Below are 18,807 nucleotides of genomic sequence, written 5' to 3'. Positions count from 1 at the left end.
CCTCTTTTTTGTGTGAAATCTTGATGAAGAATAACATGTAAATGAATTAAGCTGCTGGTGGGTACCCGTTATATAGAACAGTCATAATCGTAAACCATCCGAAAACGAGTACAGTTGCAATTGCAAAGCCGCCCGCGAATAAGTTTTTTTCGCGAAGAGTTCTAAGCGTAGCGAATACAGCTAACAGAGTGACTAGCGCAAAAATAATAACAAGGCCCATACAATATCCTCCTCTGTCTACCCATTCCTTAATATGAGTTTTTAGAATATTAACTCTTTTATATTGTACATGTTTTAAAAATGATTGTCGAGATAGCATCCTTTCTTTTCCTAAGAGAAAAAAATGTTGTATCATTGAAAGTAAGTTTAATAATTGGAGGAGATTTTCATATGAAATGGATACAAATGCCGTTAGGCCCATTACAAACGAATGCTTATATTTTAACGAATGATCAAAATGAGTGTATTATCTTTGATCCTGGTCACGAAGGCGAGAAGCTCGTTACATATTTACAAGAAGAACAATTAAAGCCACTTGCTGTTTTATTAACACATGCTCACTTTGATCATATTGGTGCTGTTGACGCGGTAAGAGACGCTTTTCATATTCCTGTGTACGTACATAAAGAAGAAGCAGATTGGTTAGGCGATGCAACTGTAAATGGCTCTCAAATTTTTATGATGAATCGCAGTATTACAGCAAAACAAGCAGATCATATTATTGATGCAGAAGGTGCATTAGCAATTGGTTCATTTAATTTTGAGATTTTTGAGACGCCAGGACATTCTCCAGGCAGTATTTCTTATTATTGTAAAGAGGCGAATGCTGTATTTTCTGGTGATGTATTGTTCCAAATGAGCATCGGAAGAACAGATTTACCCGGTGGAAGTTTTGCTGAATTGATTGGAAGTATTGAAGAAAAATTATTTGTATTACCAGATGATACAGCGGTGCTATGTGGACATGGTCCAGAAACAAGCATTGGTTTTGAAAAAGAAAATAATCCATTTTTACAGTAAGGAGCTAGTATGGAGATGGAGCTCATTTTAAAAGAATGGATGGAGAAAGAGAAGGATTATTCAATTTCATATAGTACGTATATGAACCTCGTATTGTACACAGAGGGACATGGCTATTATATGAAGGAACGTGAAAAAATTGGAAGACAAGGGGATTTTTTTACAAGTAGCAACGTATCCTCTGTTTTTGCAAAAACATTTGCTAAGTTTTTTATTCGTCTTGTTGAAAATGGTGAAGTTGCTCCGAATATTTGTGAGATTGGTGGGGGAACAGGAAGGTTTGCCTATGATGTTTTACAAGAGTGGAAGCAAGTATCTCCAGAAACCTTTATTGATTTAAACTATTCAATGATTGAAATGAGCCCTTTTCATAAAAACTTACAGCAGAAAAATCTTTGTTCGTTTTCTAATGTGTCGTATTATACGTCGCATAGTGAAATGGGAGAATCGTTCGAAGGGATTCTTTTTTCGAATGAGTTATTTGATGCATTTCCTGTTGAAGTAATTGAGAAGAGAAATGGAATATTGTATGAAGTACGTGTTACGTACACAGAGGAGGGGAAACTCGCAGAAGTATGTAGACCGCTACAGAAAAATATTGGTCGATACTTATTGAAATATAATATTCATCTTGCTGAAGGTCAGCGTTTTGAAGTGCCACTTGCGATGGAAGAATATATAGTAGAAATTGCGAAATGGTTTCAACGAGGTGTATGTATTACCGTTGATTATGGATACACAAAAGAAGAATGGATGCATCCTGCACATCAAGAAGGAAGTTTAAGAGGATATTACGAGCATAAGTTAATCGGTAATCCTTTAGAGCATCCAGGTGAAATGGATCTTACTACTCATATTCATTGGGACGAACTGAAAGAGATGTTTAGCCTGCAAGGCATGAATATAGTATGGCATAAGAAGCAATCGGAGTTTTTGTTAGCAGCAGGAATATTAGATCAGCTTACGGGTCACCAAGATCGAAATCCTTTTTCTGAAACTCAAAAACAAAATCGTGCAGTTCGTTCTATGATTTTGAGCGGAGGATTAGGGAGTGCATTTGATGTTGTGATACATACGAAACATATGCAACAGTTACACTTGGATCAGCATTTGAAAATATAAAAAAACAAGACACAGCATATTTCTGTGTCTTGTTTTTTAATACGACTTTTTAATTATGTAGCATCATATATTTTCTCTCATGATATATATTTATATTAAAGATATGAGATAAAAAATATAAAATACGCCCTTTTTCTCTGTTTATGAGCTCTTAACCTAATAATACGCGAACGAGTTGAATAATTGTCTCGTTTTCTACTTTGTAATAAATTTCCAATCCTTTTCTTTCACTTGAAACGATTTTAGCACTTTTTAATTTTGCTAAATGCTGTGAAATTGTAGATTGTGGCATGTTTAAGCCAGTGTACATTGTAGAAACGTTGCTTGGACCACGTTCAATTAATCCTTTTACAATACATAAGCGAACAGGATGAGCAAGTACTTTCAATAATTCTGCATTGCTTTCATATAGTTCTATTTCTTTTTGAAAGGTTTCTAACATGTTCTTTTCCACCTCCGTGTGAGCTGTTATACCATACTATACATACCAAAAAATTAAAGAAAAGAAAACAGTTGTTGCAGAAAAAAATTCCTAAAGTAAAGAAATTGTAAGAAAAGAGACCCTGATGTAAATAAAGTAGATAAATTTGCATGGTTTTGTAAAATGACACTTTTGGGTGAAAATTTCGATGCGTTTTAAAAATTGAAAGATATAGATATATTTGTAACACAATTTTATCATGATTTTCTTATTCTTTCAAATGAATATACAAAATTTTTAAAATAATAAGAAAAAGGAATTATAATGCTATATATAGAATATAAAACAGGTTAAAAGAAAAGAAGCTGAATGTAGTTAGCTTCTTTATGGTGATAACAAAATATTTGAGTATAGCTGATAAATTTTAGAATTACCAAGAAAGTAGTTATGTATTCTAGAGTTCATCTTTTATCAGCTTTAAAAATCTGCGGTTCCATATGTTCTCATAAAAATCAATTGTCTCTTTTGCGGACATAAACGGATTATTTAACGTAGAGGTTGCTTTCTGTACCATGAAGTTTTCGTATTCTAGTCCATGGGAAAATTTAATCGTAGCATCCATACAGTACTCTGTTTGGGCACCACAAAATTCAATACGGTGTACAGATAATTGTTCTAAAATCTCTTTCAAGTTTGTTTTATAAAATGAATTGGCATGTGTTTTTCTTACAAAAAAATCTTGTTCCTGAACATCTAGATCAGCATGAATAGCCCAAAGTTCTTTTTCGGGTACTAAATCATCATCACAATGTTGAATAAAAATGATTGGTTTATTTGATTTTCTGTATGAAGAAATTCTTTTATTTACTTTTGTAAGTAAATTTTGTAAATCGAATAAATGCTCTTCGCTATAACATACTCCATTTTGTAAATCGATAACGATTAAAACATCTGCACAAGTATCCATTATTTTTGCCCCTTTTTTACTTCTTAATATATCAATTAATTCATTATTTAGAAATAGATGGTGCTCTTTCGTTTTTTTATGAACTATACGAAAAGTAAAAAATATACGTAACGGCATAAAAAAGAAGATATGAAAACTTAATTTCATATCTTCTGTTCGTTCTATGCATTTACAGGTTCTTCTACATAAGAAAGGGCATTTTCAAAATCGGATATTAAATCGTCAACATTTTCAAGGCCGACGGATAACCGAAGTAATGAATTAGAAATCCCTCTTTCATCACGAGCTTCTTGCGACAGTGCTGCATGTGACATTTTAGCTGGGTAGGAAAGAATCGATTCGACAGCTCCTAAACTAACTGCAAAGACAGGTAATTTTACTTTTGATAAAAATTGGCGGAGTGCGTCTTCTGATTGTAAAGTGAAAGATAGGACAGCTCCAGCTGATGTAGCTTGAGATTGTTGAATATCAAATCCAAGATGTGTTTGTAAGCCAGGATAATAGACATTTTTAACTTTAGCGTGCTCTTGTAAATAATGTGCAATTTTATTGGCGTTTGCAGCTGAATGCTCAAGACGTACATGCAATGTTTTTAGACCGCGAAGTACGAGAGAACAATCTTGAGGACCTAAAATAGCGCCAAATGCATTTTGTAAAAATCCAAGTTTTTGAGCGAGTTCGGCATCTTTTACAACAGCTAATCCGGCAGTAACATCACTATGACCGGCAATGAATTTTGTGGCACTATGAAGAACGACATCGGCGCCAAGATCAAGTGGTTTCTGGAATAGTGGTGTCAAAAATGTATTATCAACAAAAGTAAGGGCGTCAATAGATTTTGCAAGTTTAGAAACAGCACGAATATCTGTCACTTTTAAAAGTGGATTAGAGGGTGTTTCCACATAAAAGAGTTTTGTATTTGGCTTAATTTTTTGCTTTATTTCTTCTAAATTGGTCATATCAACAAATGTATGTGACACACCGTAACGGGAGAGCACTTCAGTTATAATTCGATAAGTGCCTCCGTATACGTCCTCTGAAATGAGTACGTGATCGCCTTGTGAAAGAAGGAGGAATGCAGTAGAAATCGCTGCAATTCCTGATGCGAAGGCAAACCCCTTTGTTCCTCCTTCTAATAAAGCAATGATATCTTCAAGAGCTTCACGAGTTGGATTACCAGAGCGACTATAGTCATATTTTCCGAACGTATCTACATCAAACTGGTGGAATGTTGATGTATTATAGATGGGAACGTTAACAGCTCCTGTTTGCGAGTCATGTTTATATTGGTTGTGCAGTAAGAGTGTATCTATAGAATAACTCATATTCTTATACCTTCTTTTACAAGTTTAATGGCTTGCTTTAAGTCTTGAATTAAATCGTTACTATTTTCAATGCCAACGGAAAATCGCAGAAGACGATTACATACACCGTTTGCTGTTCTGATTTCTTCAGGAATATCAGCATGTGTTTGCGTTGCTGGATACGTCATTAAACTTTCAACACCACCAAGACTTTCAGCAAATGTAATTAAGGATAAAGATTGTAAGAATGGATTAATCCATGTTTCATCTTTCAGACGAAATGAGATCATGCCGCCTCTTCCAGGATAAAATACATCTGTCACCCCGTCTTCATCATTTAAATAAGCAACAACTGCTTTTGCATTTTCTTCATGTTGTCTCATGCGAAGCGCTAACGTTTTCATACCACGAATTAATAGCCATGAGTCAAATGGACTTAAGACCGCACCAGAGGCATTATGATAATGAGCGATTTCCTCACAAAGTTCCTTTCCTCTTGCAACGACAAGTCCGCTTAGGACATCGTTATGTCCCCCTAAATATTTCGTTGCGCTATGAAGTACAATGTCGGCACCTTCTGTTAATGGCTGCTGTATATAAGGCGTATAGAATGTGTTGTCTACAATAAGAAGTAGTCCGTGTCTTTTGGCTACGGTTGCGACAGCGGCAATATCGGTAACTTGCATTAACGGATTAGTTGGAGTTTCTATGAAAATAGCCTTCGTTTCAGTTGTGATAGCTTGCTCAATTTGTTTAATAGATTGTGTATTTACGTATCTACATCGAACGTTCCACTTTTTTTCATGCTCAGAAAATAATCGATAAGTGCCCCCGTATAAATCTTCGGATACAATAAGTTCGTCTCCAGAACGGAATAGGGAGAGGACGAGGAGAACAGCTGCCATCCCTGAACTACAGGCATAACCTTGTTCACCATATTCTAAGTCTGCGATTGCCTGCTCTAAAAGACCACGAGTTGGATTGCCAGTTCGTGAATAGTCAAAGCCAGTAGAGTTACCAATTCCTTCGTGACGATAAGCAGTTGAAAAATAAACAGGTGGGTTAACAGTTCCTGTTGTAGTTTCGCTCCGGTTTCCGATTTGTGCTAGTTTTGTTTCAATAGTTGACATGTGAAAATTCCTCCTTTTTAAATTAACAATTAAGTGAATGTAAAGTGAAACTTTAATCAGTGAGGGGGGCATTCCCCACTGATTATCAGTCCTCACCAATCGGGCTTTTACGGGCAGTCGATTCCCACCTAACTTCTTTGTTCTAGCTGAATTTTGAGTTGGGAATCTTACTGCCCGTTAATGCGGGGTAAAATAAAAAAAGCCTTCTAAAGAAGAAGGCTTTCGGTTTGAATAGAGTCTTCTTCTCATCTGTCAAATCTTTCACAATTTGCTGGAATTAGCACCTTATTAACAAATGTTAATGGTTGCTGAGGCGTCATAGGGCCAGTCCCTCTACCTCTCTAGATAAGAATGTTCGTATGAAATTTTATTATGTTTTTAACTTTACAACAAAAGATAATTGAATTGCAACTTTATTTTAAATAATTTTTATTTTTCCGCAAGTGTCATTGACTTTTGCATTTGTGCATGCTAAATTTATTAAAAAATTAACAAACATTGTTAAAAGGGGAACGTATTTCCTTTTAGCTACATAAATAAAATAATAAAGACAAACTCTTATTGAGAGCGGTGGAGGGAAAGGCCCTGTGAAACCCGGCAACCTTCAAACAAAATGTTTGAAACGGTGCTAATACCTGCAAAACGAATGTTTTGCATGATAAGAGGAGGATTGATTATGTCCCCCTCTTCAAAGTGAAGAGGGGGTTTTTATATTGATGGAAATGAGGGAGATTTGTGAAATTACTAGATTTATTATCAAAAGGAATTGTAATAGGTGATGGCGCGGTTGGAACGTTATTACATTCACATGGCTTGCAAAGTAGTTTTGAAGAATTAAATATATCTGATCCGGATTTAATTATATCGATTCATAAGCAATATGTAGCTGCTGGGGCTGATGTAATTCAAACAAATACGTACGGAGCAAATGAAGCGAAATTACGTATGTATGGTTTAGAAAATCAAGTTACTGAAATTAATAGAGCGGCAGTAAAATTGGCGAAAGCATCTGTGACAGAGAGAAATGCAATTTTAGGAACAATTGGTGGCATGAAACATATCGGAGCTGTTACAACAACTGATATGGAGCGAGAATTTATGCTACTTGAGCAGGCAAGTGCATTACTAGAAGAACAGGTTGATGGACTGCTATTAGAGACTTTCTATGATGAGTTTGAATTACTTCATGCTGTTCAGGTGTTACGAAAACAAACGAATATTCCAATTGTAGCTCAATTAGCATTGCATGAGGCAGGTACAACTCAAAATGGAAATGATGTAAATGAAATATTAAAACAGCTTTTAGATTACGGTGCAAATGTTGTTGGATTGAACTGTCAACTAGGGCCACTTCACATGACGGAAGCTTTTAAAATGATATCGATTCCGCAAAATGGGTACTTGTCAGCATATCCGAATGCAGGTCTCCCAAATTATGTGGAGGGACGTTACGTATATGAGGGAAGTCCAGCTTATTTCGAAGCGATGACACCGAAATTTATTGAGCAAGGTATTCGGTTATTAGGTGGTTGTTGTGGCACGACTCCAGAACATATTGAAAGTATGAAACGTGCAATTGCAAATGTTACACCTGTAATAGAAAAGGATACGATTCAAAGACCGAAAGTAGTTCATACACACGAGAAACGTTCAAAAGCTCATGTCACATTAGCAGAGAAAGCAAAAAAACAAACGACAGTAGTAGTGGAATTAGATCCACCGAAAACATTAGATACGCAGCGATTTTTTGAAGGAGCAAGAGCATTGAAAAGAGCTGGTGCAGATGCTATTACTCTAGCAGATAATTCATTAGCATCGCCTCGCATCTCGAATATGGCAATGGGGGCATTATTAACGAAGCACGATATTCCGGTATTGACGCATTTAACGTGTAGAGATCATAACGTCATTGGACTACAGTCTCATTTATTAGGCTTATCGGCGTTAGGTATGGAAGAAGTGTTAGCTTTAACTGGTGATCCAGCACGCGTTGGTGATTTTCCAGGTGCCACTTCTGTATATGATTTGTCCTCTATTGAGCTCATTAAAATGATTAAAGAAATGAACGACGGACGCTCGATTTTAGGGAAATCAATAGGTCCAGCAACAAGGTTTTCAGTGGGAGGTGCGTTTAATCCGCATGTAAGACATTTAAAAGCAGCGGTTAAGCGGATGGAACGGAAAATAGATGCTGGAGCGGAATATTTCTTAACTCAGCCAATTTATGATATCGCGTTAATTGAAGAAGTGTATGAAGCGACAAAGCATTTGGAACAACCTATTTTTATTGGGATTATGCCATTAATAAGTAAAAGGAATGCAGATTTCCTTCATTTTGAGGTGCCGGGTATTACTCTACCTGAAGAAATAAGGGAGAGAATGGATGGACATGAAACGAAAGAGGCAGCAATTGAGGAAGGGATTCGCATTTCACAAGAATTGATCGATGTGGCGATGAAATATTTTAACGGCATTTATCTTATTACACCATTTCTAAAATATGAAATTACAGAACATCTTGTTAAATATGTGAGAGAAAAGCAAGAAGTGAAAGAAGGTATTAACTGATGAAATGTATAGAAGAAAAATTACAAAATAACATCTTAATATTAGATGGTGCAATGGGAACAATGATCCAGCAAGAGGACTTAACTGCGGAAGATTTCGGAGGAGAAGAGTACGAAGGGTGTAATGAATATTTAGTAGAAACAAGACCTGATGTCATTTTAAAGATTCATAAAGCTTATATTGAAGCTGGAGCGGATATTATTGAAACAAATACATTTGGGGCGACAAACATTGTATTAAGTGATTATGCGTTGTCTCATTTAGACGAGGAACTAAATGAGAAGGCAGCACGTTTAGCAAAGCAAGCGGTCAACGAAAGCGGAAAAGAAGTATATGTTGCGGGAGCAATGGGGCCGACAACGAAAGCGATTAGTGTTACTGGTGGTGTAACGTTTGAAGAATTAATTGAAGCCTATACAAGGCAGGCAAGAGGCTTATTAAATGGCGACGTAGATGTATTACTCGTTGAGACGAGTCAAGATATGCGTAACGTGAAGGCTGCTTATATTGGAATTCAAGCAGCTTTTGATGAGCTAAATAAAATTGTACCTATTATGATTTCAGGAACGATTGAACCGATGGGAACGACTCTGGCCGGGCAAACAATTGAGGCTTTTTACTTATCAGTAGAACATATGAAGCCACTATCTGTTGGATTAAACTGTGCGACTGGTCCGGAGTTTATGAGAGACCATATTCGTTCACTATCTGATTTGTCGGAGTGTTACATTTCTTGTTATCCAAATGCAGGTCTTCCTGATGAAGATGGACATTATCATGAATCACCATCTTCACTCGCTGAAAAAGTGAAGCGATTTGCTGAAGAAGGATGGGTTAATATTATCGGTGGTTGTTGTGGCACAACACCAGAACATATAAAAGCAATGAAATCTGCATTAGTTTCTCTTAAGCCGCGTGAACACCACGAAAGAGATGGACACGGGGTTAGTGGATTAGAGGCACTTCAATATGATGACTCTATGAGACCATTATTTGTTGGTGAAAGAACAAATGTTATTGGGTCACGTAAATTTAAACGATTAGTAGCAGAAGGGAAATTTGAAGAGGCTGCTGAAGTCGCAAGAGCGCAAGTGAAGAAAAATGCTCATATTATTGATATTTGTATGGCAGATCCTGATCGCGATGAAATAGAAGATATGGAAAACTTCTTGGCAGAAGTTACGAAAGTGTTAAAAGTACCAATTATGATTGATTCAACAGATGAAAATGTGATGGAGCGAGCTCTTACTTATATTCAAGGAAAAGCTGTTATTAATTCAATTAATTTAGAAGATGGAGAAGAACGATTTAAAAAAGTGACGCCGCTTCTTCGGAAATATGGTGCTGCTATTGTTGTAGGAACAATTGATGAAGATGGTATGGCGGTTAGTGCAGAACGAAAACTCGAAATCGCGAAAAGAAGTTATGAGTTATTGACAACGAAATATGGTATACGCCCGTCAGATATTATTTTTGATGCACTTGTATTTCCTGTAGGTACAGGTGATGAAGAATATATTGGTTCAGCGGCAGCGACGATAGAAGGAATTCGCCTTATTAAAGAAGCCTTGCCAGAGTGTTTAACGATTTTAGGTGTAAGTAACATATCATTTGGTTTACCACCAGCTGGCCGCGAAGTATTAAATTCCGTCTTTTTATATCATGCAACTAAAGCAGGATTAGATTACGCGATTGTGAATACGGAAAAATTAGAACGGTATGCGTCAATTCCAGAGGAAGAAAAACGTCTTGCAGATGCATTACTTTTTGAAACGACGCAAGAGACGTTAGAAGAATTTACAAATTTCTATCGTGCGGCAAAAAAGAAAGATGTCGTTATCCAAGAAACATTAACTCTTGATGAAAGGCTGGCAAATTACATTGTAGAAGGTACGAAACAAGGGCTACAAGAAGATTTAAGTCTCGCACTTACAGAAGGAAGAAAACCTTTGGATATTATTAATGGCCCACTTATGACAGGAATGGATGAGGTGGGACGATTATTTAATAATAATGAGCTTATCGTTGCCGAAGTATTGCAAAGTGCTGAAAGTATGAAAGCTGCCGTAAGCTATTTAGAGCCACATATGGAATCTAGCGAGAGTGCGAAAAAAGGGAAAGTATTATTAGCAACTGTTAAAGGTGACGTACATGATATTGGGAAAAACCTCGTTGAAATTATTTTATCGAATAACGGATATGAGATTATTAATTTAGGAATCAATGTTCGCTCAGATCGAATTGTACAAGAAGTACAAGAAAAGAAGCCTGACATTATTGGCCTTTCTGGTTTATTAGTAAAATCAGCGCAACAAATGGTAACGACTGCTGAAGATTTAAAAGCGGCAAATATTGATATTCCAATCGTTGTAGGCGGGGCAGCGTTAACGAGAAAGTTTACAGATAACCGTATATCCCCATCATATACAGGGCTCGTATGCTATGCGAGTGATGCGATGACGGGGCTTGATATTATTAATAAGCTTCAAAAAGAAGAAGAGCGTGAGAAGATGAAACAAGATAAAAAAGAGCGTCATCTTCATATCGTAAAAAAAGAGGAGAAGAAAGTAGAAATTCCAGCAGTAATTGAACCATTACCGAAGGCTGAGGTTATGATACCTGATTCAACAAAGCGAATTGTATTACGAGATATTCCAGTTGCACATCTCGCTCCATTTTTAAATAGACAAATGCTACTTGGACATCACCTTGGATTAAAAGGAAATGTGAAGAAGCTTTTGCGAGAGGGAGATAAGAGAGCACACGAATTAAATGATTTAATAGATGAATTATTGCAGGAAGGACGATCTTGGTTAAAACCGAAAGCGGTGTATCAATTTTTCCCAGCGCAAAGTGACGGACAAAACATTGTAATATATGATCCAAAAGATCATACGCGTGTTATAGAGCGTTTCACATTCCCAAGACAAGGAAAAGCACCATATCGTACTTTAGGTGATTATTTACGACCAGTTGGAGATGAGATGGACTATGTTGCTTTCCTATCTGTTACAGTTGGGGAAGGCGTTCGGGACATTGCTGAAGAGTGGAAGGCGAAGGGTGATTATTTACGCAGCCATGCGATCCAATCGTTAGCGCTTGAACTAGCAGAAGGACTTGCTGAAAAAACACATATGCTTATCCGTGACCGCTGGGGCATTCCGGACTCACCTGAACTGACGATGGAAGAACGCTTCCGTACGAAATATAGAGGGATACGCGTGTCTTTCGGTTATCCAGCATGTCCAGAACTTGCGGATCAAGAAAAGTTATTTCGCCTTATTCATCCAGAAGAAATAGGTATTTCATTAACGGAAGGATTTATGATGGAGCCAGAAGCGTCTGTAACGGCTATGGTATTTTCTCACCCTGAGGCAAGATATTTTAGTGTATTATAGTGTAGAAGGGGGAGACGTATGAAGAAAATAGTCTTTACAGGTGGCGGTTCGGCAGGGCATGTAACACCTAATTTAGCCATCATTCCACATTTACAAGAACAGAATTGGGATATTTCTTATATTGGTTCTCATCAAGGAATTGAGAAAACGATTATAGAAAAGGAAGGCATTCCGTATTATAGTATTGCAAGCGGCAAGCTACGTCGTTATTTTGATTTAAAAAATATAAAAGATCCTTTTCTTGTAATGAAGGGTGTTATGGATGCGTATGTAAGGATTCGAAAACTAAAACCGGATGTGATTTTTTCAAAAGGTGGTTTCGTATCTGTACCAGTCGTAATTGGAGGCTGGCTAAATAGAGTCCCTGTTTTATTACATGAATCTGATATGACGCCAGGACTAGCAAACAAAATTGCGCTCCGTTTTGCTTCGAAAATATTTGTTACATTTGAAGAAGCTGCGAAACATTTACCGAAAGAAAAAGTAATCTATACAGGATCTCCTGTACGTGAAGAAGTGCTAAAGGGAAATCGTGAAAAAGGTTTAGTGTTTTTAGGTTTTTCACGTAAAAAGCCAGTTATTACAATTATGGGAGGAAGTTTGGGCGCAAAGAAAATTAATGAAACGGTTCGAGAAGCGTTACCAGAACTTCTGAAAAAATATCAAATTGTTCATCTTTGTGGAAAAGGTAATCTTGATGAAAGCTTACAAAATAAAGAAGGATATAAACAATTTGAATATATACATGGGGAACTGCCAGACATATTAGCGATAACAGATTTTGTTATTTCACGTGCGGGCTCTAATGCCATTTTTGAGTTTTTAACATTGCAAAAGCCGATGGTTTTAATTCCGCTATCAAAATTTGCAAGTCGTGGAGATCAAATACTAAATGCAGAGTCTTTTGAAAGACAAGGATATGCTTCCGTATTGTATGAAGAAGATGTGACTGTGAAATCACTTATAAAGCATGTCGAAGAATTAAATCAAAATAATGAGATGTATAAAACAGCACTAAAAAAATATAATGGAAAAGAAGCAATTCAAACAATCATTCAACATATTTCAGAGGCATGATGAAACAATCATGTCTTTTTTAGTAGGATGAAAGATTCCAAGGATTGATATTTTTATGTTACAATAAAGTGAAACTTTAATCAGTGGGGGAGGGGTTAATCCCCCACTGATTATTAGTTGAACCAATCGGGCTTTTACGGGCAGTTAATCCCACACCTAACTTCTTTATTTTTGCTGAATTTTGAGGTGGGGGTTTTACTGCCCGTTAATGCGGGGTAACAAATGGATTAGTAGGGAAATTCCAATTAATGAAGCGTGAAAATACGAATGGATTAGGAGTGACTGTGTTGGAGCTAAGTCTCTATGAAAATACTGCACTTATTATATGCTTTGTGTTGTACGTTGGTAGTGTTATTGTTTATATTTCAAGGAAATTTTCGCAAGAAAGAGAGCTTGAAAAATCAGAAATAACAGCTGAACTAGAAATGTTAGCTGATGAAAGTTATAAAAAGAAGAAAATAAAAGAAGAGCATGAAGAATCCCATCATTTAAACGCAAATAAGTTTTAAAGATGGGGATTTTTTTTTTGAAGTCGTTCTTTATTATGTTTATAGCAATTAACGCTAAAAGGAGTTTCCCGTACATAATGAAGGAGTGTATATAAATGAATTTTTATGTCGCCTCAGGATTCCAAAATAAACATCTTGTACGTTCTATAGCAAATGAACTGAAACATGCAGGATGGCACCATACATATGATTGGACAAGAAACGAAAGAGCAGTGAATCAAGATCAATTAAGAGAAATTGGTCAGGCAGAAAAGAATGCTATTAAAGAAGCGGATGTCTTTTTACTTATATTAGATGGCGGAAACGGGAGCCATACAGAGTTTGGAATGGCGATTGCGCTAGAGAAAAAGATATATGTATATCATGAAAGAAACCCGCTTCAAACAACGTTCTATCATTTGCCAGAAATAAATATTTTTGAAGGAGATGCAACTGAATTTGCATCTCATGTTATGAATCATGTGAAATAATAGTAATGACCTAAAAGATTATAAAAGTGATCTTTTGGGTACAGTGATGATAAGAAACGTATATAAAGGAGTATATAATATGAAATTAGAAAATGGATGGGAAACGAGCTTTTTAGAAGTCGTACAAAATAGTGAATTTAAGAAAGAGGCCGTTCTTAGTCAATTGCTTTGTGAGGATAGTGAAGAAGTGGAAGAGCTTGTGGATGATTACGGATATGAAGAGATTATTGAACGCGAACATGATGATGAATTAGCAGAAGTTTTAGGTGAAGAACTTTTCGATGAGATGGAACGACACGTATTCTTATCTTCACAGCCAGAAGAAAAACTTATTTCATTCGTAAATGGATTAGGTTTTCATGTGTTAGATTGGATTGTTCTTCTTGAAACAGAATTTGGCATTGATAGTGTACACTTTACGTCGGACGCCGTGAAAATGTTAGAAAAACGCTTTAGACAATTTCCATACATAGAAGATAAGACAATTTTTGATATGACATTTGGAGAAGCAATGGATGTGTTAGAATCCATTACAGGATTACAATTGAAGGAAAAGATGAACGTATAATGTAAAAAAAAGAACGTGATATTCTCACGTTCTTTTTTTTACATTATAATAATTTTGTCATCTAGTTTTGTTTGTCCGCTAAGAAGTGCGTTTAAATATTCCACTTTTCTTATACAGGCCTGTATATGTCTTTCAACCTCTTGTAACTCTGCTTGGTGATGTGTTTCAATCGGATGAATTTGTACGTTGAATTTTTCAAATTGACTACTATATGTTATTTCTGCATAGCCGCTCATAATATCCATTTCGTTATGAAATAAAAATTGTTTCGTTTTGTCACAGAATGATACATTCTGAAAGCCATATACTTTTAATGCGTCAATTACTTTTTTAATCATTTTTGTATTCATTTTTTTTAACCCTCTTTGCGAAGTTCTACTCATATATTATAACATAAAAAATTACATAGAAAGCGCTTCCAAGTGTATTTTATTATAAACTTTACGTTTCAATCACAAAAATGAAACAAAGAAAAAATAATTGTAAAGAAGGGAGGACTCTTTTATTGTTTCGTCATATATATAGAGAAATAGTGCAAGGAAAGGGAATTTTCCGAATTTGAGTTCGTATTTCAAATTTAAGCGCAATAAAAGAGGTGAGAGACTTGAACTTTGATATTGTAGGACAAAAAGCATATATAAAAGATGGACCGCATCGGAACCGAATTGGAATTGTAAAGAACAGCGAGACAAAATTAGAATCGCAGTTTGCTATTGTAATTGGAGAACAAATCATTGATGTAGAGCTAAAGGATATCGTATTAGTTGGAGTAGACGTAGGACAATTTCATAAATGGTGCGAACAAAATGGTTATTTGTAAGAAGGACGGGCTGTGAGATAATAAAAATAATTGTAGCAGCATAAGAATGAGAGAATACGAGATTGGTATTCTCTTGTTCAGTGTTTTAGGAGGCGAGAATGAAGTATAAAGAACAAGATTTTACATTGGAGTTAAAAGAGAAAATTCAGTGTATGGAGAAGGAAACAGAGAGAATATCATTTAAACTTTTTAAAGATTATTCACATTTGTACATAGAAAAAAACATGGAATTATTTATAGAACTCATCAGAGATAAAGAAGATCCTTTTGAAACAGGATATTCTTCATCCATTTCGATAGCTGTATTAGATGAAGAAGGAGAGATGACTGAATTTTATACAGTTCCTATCTGGGAATGTTGTAATTATATTTTTTAGGGGTACCGCTTCAAATAAGGTTTTGGGGAAGTAAGTTAAGTGGTGAACTTGTTGATGAAACTTATTGTGAGATAGAGGAGGAGTTAAAGGAGCGGTTGGAAGAGTTTTTACAGTTTGCAGATGAGGAATAATAGTTAGTCTTTAGTTTATAATTAATAGTTATTAAAAAAATGAAAAACGGTATAATTTCGCTATATCTATACATAGTGATACATAAGTGTTGTTTTAACATGGCTGAAGTAATTGGTAGAGCTTTATACATAGTGTTTGGAACAATATGTTATGCCTTATGTATAAAAAGACAAAGAGGAAGATGAAAAGAACTAAAAAAGGACGCTAACAGTTTTTATTAGCGTCCTTTTCATTATGAAGCAATTTCACCAGTTTTTGTATCATCTTGATTGTACGTATCTTGATCTAATTCACCAAGCCATTTACTAGAAATAAGACCTGCTGTCATAGAACCACTTACGTTAAGAGCTGTACGACCCATATCGATTAATGGTTCAACTGAGATAACAAGAGCGACAATACCGATTGGTAAGTTCATTGTAGATAGTACGATTAACGCTGCGAATGTTGCACCGCCACCAACACCGGCAACACCGAATGAGCTAATAGCAACGACAGCGATTAAAGTTAAAATAAATTGTGGTTGTAATGGATCGATTCCTACAGTTGGAGCGACCATCATTGCAAGCATTGCTGGATAAATACCTGCGCAACCGTTTTGTCCGATAGATACTCCAAATGATGCTGCGAAGTTTGCAATCCCTTCGGAAATACCAAGCTTTTCTTTTTGCGCTTCAATATTTAATGGCATTGCACCAGCACTAGAGCGAGATGTGAATGCAAATGTTAATACAGGGAACACCTTTTTTAAATATTGAATTGGATTTAAACCAGATAGAGCAATTAATAATAAGTGGATAACGAACATTAAGATAAGTGCCACGTAAGACGCTAACACGAAGTTACCAAGTTTTAAAATAGCATTAATGTCGCTACCAGCAACTGTTTTTGCCATAAGAGCTAATACGCCGTATGGAGTAAGACGTAAAATTAATGTTACCATACGCATTACGATTGCATATACAGCATCAAGCATTTTCTTAAATAGTTCTGCTTGTTCTGGATATTTTCGTTTTACCCCTATAAAGGCGATACCGATAAAGGCTGCAAATATTACAACAGAAATTGTTGATGTTGGACGAGCACCTGTTAAATCAAGAAACGGATTTGTAGGCAACAGCTCTAATAATTTATCTGGAATTGTTGTTTTTTCAATAGAAGTAAATCTTTCTTCAACTAACTTCAGACGAGCGGATTCTGCATCACCTTGTTGTAAGCCTGTTGCTGATACATCAAATCCTGCACTTGCAGCAATACCGACAGCTGCAGCGATTCCTGTAGTAAGAATTAAAATTCCGATAATAAGACCACTAATTTTACCAAGGTTTTTCGTTAACTGTAATTTTGTAAATGCGGAAATAATAGATACTAAAATAAGTGGCATAACGATCATTTGAAGTAATTTCACATAACCGTTACCGATCAAGCTAAACCAAGTATTTGATTCAATAATTACTTTAGAAGTTGGCTCATAAATAAATTGTAATATAAGACCGAATATAATTCCGACTCCTAAAGCAGTAAATACACGTTTATTAAAAGATACATGCTTACGTTGCATATAATATAATACGCCAACTAAGATGAGCATGACTGCAACGTTAATTCCGACAAGCAGTGTATTCATGTTGATTCCCCCTAATTCCAATCTGTTATATAGAATATAAGGTAATAAAACCTATAAGTCAACTAGGAAATTGCGGAATTAAAAAAAAGATGGCAAAATGCCATCTTTAATGTCCAGCTCCAGGGACAAGTAAAAACGTCGTGTAGTATGTAAATCCTATGAAGAAAACAGTTAAATATGCCCCGAATACGTATATATACATACGCTCTGTTAAATTTAAATAGCTTAAAACTACGAAGAAACCTGTTTGTCCTAAAAATAGTAGTGCGGTCGAATGCATATCCCCTACGTAAAACATAACCGAGAAAATTCCAGTCCAAAAGCCGAGAACGCGAAACATGCGCTCCATGCCATCTCCCTCCTTTTCTAAAAAAAGTAAACCTCACTTCATTATAGTTTATTTTTCTTACTATTGTAAATATTCGTTCATATAAAAAGAAGCCAATTATAATTGGCTTCTTTTTATATGAGAAAATTAAATTGTTAGTTTGTAATTACAAGATTTACATCCATCTAGTAGACTATCATTTCGTGTTAATTCCGTGTTAGGGAATAGGATTTCAAAAATCCCTTTCATCATATCTCCGTGCATATTACAAATTTCAGTTGGGTGATGAACAGCAACCTCTTTAAATGGACAATTGTGTACATCGTAGAAAATTTTCGTTCCATCTGCACTTAATTCAAATGCAGGTGATAAACCAGCTGTTGAGAAAGCTTCTTTTGCAATTTGGACTTTTTGCTCTACTGTTAAAGCATCTTCATTCACATGTAAACGCTGCATATGTTGTTGCATTAACTCGGCCCCGAATTGTTTTCCTGTTTCGTATAGCGCTTTTTCACCAGCGGCGCCAAGGCTAAGTAAAGAATTAAATGCTATTCTTGCTAACAATTGATAATCGCGGAATGGAAATTGTAATTGAATCACATCTTCAGATAATACATATAATCTGCTTGGTCTTCCGCCTTTTCCAGTTTTTTTCGTTTCCGATTTCAGCATATGAACATCTTCTAATTTAGATAAATGTAAACGTGCTACGTTTGGATGAATGTCAAACTCATCTGCAATTTCTTGTACAGTTACGTAACTATGTTTTTGAGAAATATATTTATAAATGTAATAACGAGTTGGGTCAGATAATACGCCTGTAATTTTTAAAGCTTGTTCCATGAGGATCTCCACCTTTATCACTTTATCCAAGATAATAACATTATAATACAGATAAACTTCCATATAGGTAATTTCAGACAATAATTCGGAAATTGTTCATAATTTCACAAACATATTTTCCCTTTT

At 35.7% G+C, this 18,807-nt stretch carries 18 protein-coding genes, 1 pseudogene and 2 riboswitches; of the genes and pseudogenes, 10 read left to right on the top strand and 9 right to left on the bottom strand.

Annotated features, from left to right (window positions below; translation table 11 throughout):
* Positions 1 to 46 precede the first annotated feature (46 nt).
* Positions 47 to 220 (bottom strand): DUF2759 domain-containing protein, encoded by a 174-nt coding sequence (locus AC3WTA_RS08975; protein ID WP_000524847.1) that lies wholly within the window; start codon positions 218 to 220, stop codon positions 47 to 49.
* A gap of 170 nt (positions 221 to 390) precedes the next feature.
* Between AC3WTA_RS08975 and AC3WTA_RS08970 the strand changes: the two genes are divergently transcribed.
* Together AC3WTA_RS08970 and AC3WTA_RS08965 are read left to right on the top strand one after the other, a co-directional pair.
* On the top strand, positions 391 to 1,020 hold the full coding sequence (locus tag AC3WTA_RS08970) for an MBL fold metallo-hydrolase (protein ID WP_000871246.1): 630 nt from the start codon (positions 391 to 393) through the stop codon (positions 1,018 to 1,020).
* Between the two features lie 9 nt (positions 1,021 to 1,029).
* Positions 1,030 to 2,142 carry a class I SAM-dependent methyltransferase gene (locus AC3WTA_RS08965; RefSeq protein ID WP_000425116.1) on the top strand — a complete coding sequence of 371 codons (1,113 nt, stop codon included), beginning with the start codon at positions 1,030 to 1,032 and terminating at the stop codon, positions 2,140 to 2,142.
* Positions 2,143 to 2,293: 151 nt separating this feature from the next.
* Here AC3WTA_RS08965 and AC3WTA_RS08960 read toward each other — a convergent pair whose 3' ends face one another.
* The 4 genes from AC3WTA_RS08960 to metI form a co-directional block, all read right to left on the bottom strand.
* Positions 2,294 to 2,584: an ArsR/SmtB family transcription factor gene (locus tag AC3WTA_RS08960; protein WP_000894375.1), complete on the bottom strand. Its 291-nt coding sequence runs from the start codon at positions 2,582 to 2,584 to the stop codon at positions 2,294 to 2,296.
* 433 nt (positions 2,585 to 3,017) lie between these two features.
* Entirely contained in the window at positions 3,018 to 3,530 is a 513-nt protein-coding gene (locus tag AC3WTA_RS08955) for a cysteine hydrolase family protein (RefSeq protein ID WP_000379163.1), read from the bottom strand.
* A 161-nt stretch (positions 3,531 to 3,691) separates the two neighbouring features.
* Positions 3,692 to 4,855, bottom strand: coding sequence for a cystathionine beta-lyase (gene metC, locus AC3WTA_RS08950; protein WP_000122282.1), 1,164 nt, complete (start codon positions 4,853 to 4,855; stop codon positions 3,692 to 3,694).
* Positions 4,852 to 5,964, bottom strand: a complete 1,113-nt coding sequence (gene metI, locus AC3WTA_RS08945; RefSeq protein WP_000103902.1) for a cystathionine gamma-synthase/O-acetylhomoserine thiolyase — start codon at positions 5,962 to 5,964, stop codon at positions 4,852 to 4,854. Before metI ends, metC begins: the two co-directional genes overlap by 4 nt.
* A gap of 242 nt (positions 5,965 to 6,206) precedes the next feature.
* Positions 6,207 to 6,316, bottom strand: a riboswitch (SAM riboswitch).
* Positions 6,317 to 6,519: 203 nt separating this feature from the next.
* A riboswitch (SAM riboswitch) is annotated at positions 6,520 to 6,629 on the top strand.
* Between the two features lie 70 nt (positions 6,630 to 6,699).
* On the opposite strand from metI, the gene AC3WTA_RS08940 reads away from it, so the two are divergent.
* The 6 genes from AC3WTA_RS08940 (at position 6,700) to AC3WTA_RS08915 (ending at position 14,554) form a co-directional block, all read left to right on the top strand.
* On the top strand, positions 6,700 to 8,532 hold the full coding sequence (locus tag AC3WTA_RS08940) for a bifunctional homocysteine S-methyltransferase/methylenetetrahydrofolate reductase (protein ID WP_000770340.1): 1,833 nt from the start codon (positions 6,700 to 6,702) through the stop codon (positions 8,530 to 8,532).
* On the top strand, positions 8,532 to 11,930 hold the full coding sequence (gene metH / locus AC3WTA_RS08935; RefSeq protein WP_000649692.1) for a methionine synthase: 3,399 nt from the start codon (positions 8,532 to 8,534) through the stop codon (positions 11,928 to 11,930). Before AC3WTA_RS08940 ends, metH begins: the two co-directional genes overlap by 1 nt.
* A gap of 18 nt (positions 11,931 to 11,948) precedes the next feature.
* On the top strand, positions 11,949 to 13,007 hold the full coding sequence (gene murG / locus AC3WTA_RS08930) for an undecaprenyldiphospho-muramoylpentapeptide beta-N-acetylglucosaminyltransferase (protein WP_000724751.1): 1,059 nt from the start codon (positions 11,949 to 11,951) through the stop codon (positions 13,005 to 13,007).
* 248 nt (positions 13,008 to 13,255) lie between these two features.
* Positions 13,256 to 13,516 carry a DUF3966 domain-containing protein gene (locus AC3WTA_RS08925; RefSeq protein WP_000817963.1) on the top strand — a complete coding sequence of 87 codons (261 nt, stop codon included), beginning with the start codon at positions 13,256 to 13,258 and terminating at the stop codon, positions 13,514 to 13,516.
* 95 nt (positions 13,517 to 13,611) lie between these two features.
* Positions 13,612 to 13,986, top strand: coding sequence for a nucleoside 2-deoxyribosyltransferase (locus tag AC3WTA_RS08920; protein ID WP_001012498.1), 375 nt, complete (start codon positions 13,612 to 13,614; stop codon positions 13,984 to 13,986).
* A gap of 79 nt (positions 13,987 to 14,065) precedes the next feature.
* The gene (locus tag AC3WTA_RS08915; RefSeq protein WP_000764275.1) at positions 14,066 to 14,554 is read left to right on the top strand and encodes a hypothetical protein; all 489 of its coding nucleotides are present in this window, start codon (positions 14,066 to 14,068) and stop codon (positions 14,552 to 14,554) included.
* 38 nt (positions 14,555 to 14,592) lie between these two features.
* Here the strand turns inward: AC3WTA_RS08915 and AC3WTA_RS08910 are convergent, their stop codons facing one another.
* The gene (locus AC3WTA_RS08910) at positions 14,593 to 14,904 is read right to left on the bottom strand and encodes a hypothetical protein (protein WP_001093232.1); all 312 of its coding nucleotides are present in this window, start codon (positions 14,902 to 14,904) and stop codon (positions 14,593 to 14,595) included.
* A 254-nt stretch (positions 14,905 to 15,158) separates the two neighbouring features.
* Between AC3WTA_RS08910 and AC3WTA_RS08905 the strand changes: the two genes are divergently transcribed.
* Both AC3WTA_RS08905 and AC3WTA_RS08900 read left to right on the top strand, forming a co-directional pair.
* Positions 15,159 to 15,374, top strand: a complete 216-nt coding sequence (locus AC3WTA_RS08905; protein ID WP_001008334.1) for a DUF3912 family protein — start codon at positions 15,159 to 15,161, stop codon at positions 15,372 to 15,374.
* Positions 15,375 to 15,472: 98 nt separating this feature from the next.
* Positions 15,473 to 15,882, top strand: a pseudogene (locus tag AC3WTA_RS08900) (hypothetical protein).
* Positions 15,883 to 16,115: 233 nt separating this feature from the next.
* On the opposite strand, the gene AC3WTA_RS08895 reads toward AC3WTA_RS08900, so the two are convergent.
* From AC3WTA_RS08895 to AC3WTA_RS08885, 3 genes are all read right to left on the bottom strand, one after another.
* Entirely contained in the window at positions 16,116 to 17,510 is a 1,395-nt protein-coding gene (locus tag AC3WTA_RS08895; protein ID WP_001094342.1) for an L-cystine transporter, read from the bottom strand.
* A 106-nt stretch (positions 17,511 to 17,616) separates the two neighbouring features.
* Positions 17,617 to 17,859, bottom strand: a complete 243-nt coding sequence (locus tag AC3WTA_RS08890; RefSeq protein ID WP_000440715.1) for a DUF2626 domain-containing protein — start codon at positions 17,857 to 17,859, stop codon at positions 17,617 to 17,619.
* Between the two features lie 126 nt (positions 17,860 to 17,985).
* On the bottom strand, positions 17,986 to 18,681 hold the full coding sequence (locus AC3WTA_RS08885) for a helix-turn-helix transcriptional regulator (protein WP_000434122.1): 696 nt from the start codon (positions 18,679 to 18,681) through the stop codon (positions 17,986 to 17,988).
* Between the last annotated feature and the right edge of the window lie 126 nt (positions 18,682 to 18,807).

This window comes from Bacillus sp. EB106-07-01-XG149 (assembly GCF_058791555.1).
Note: the sequence above shows the minus strand (reverse complement) of the source record. Positions and strands in the feature narration are given on the sequence as shown.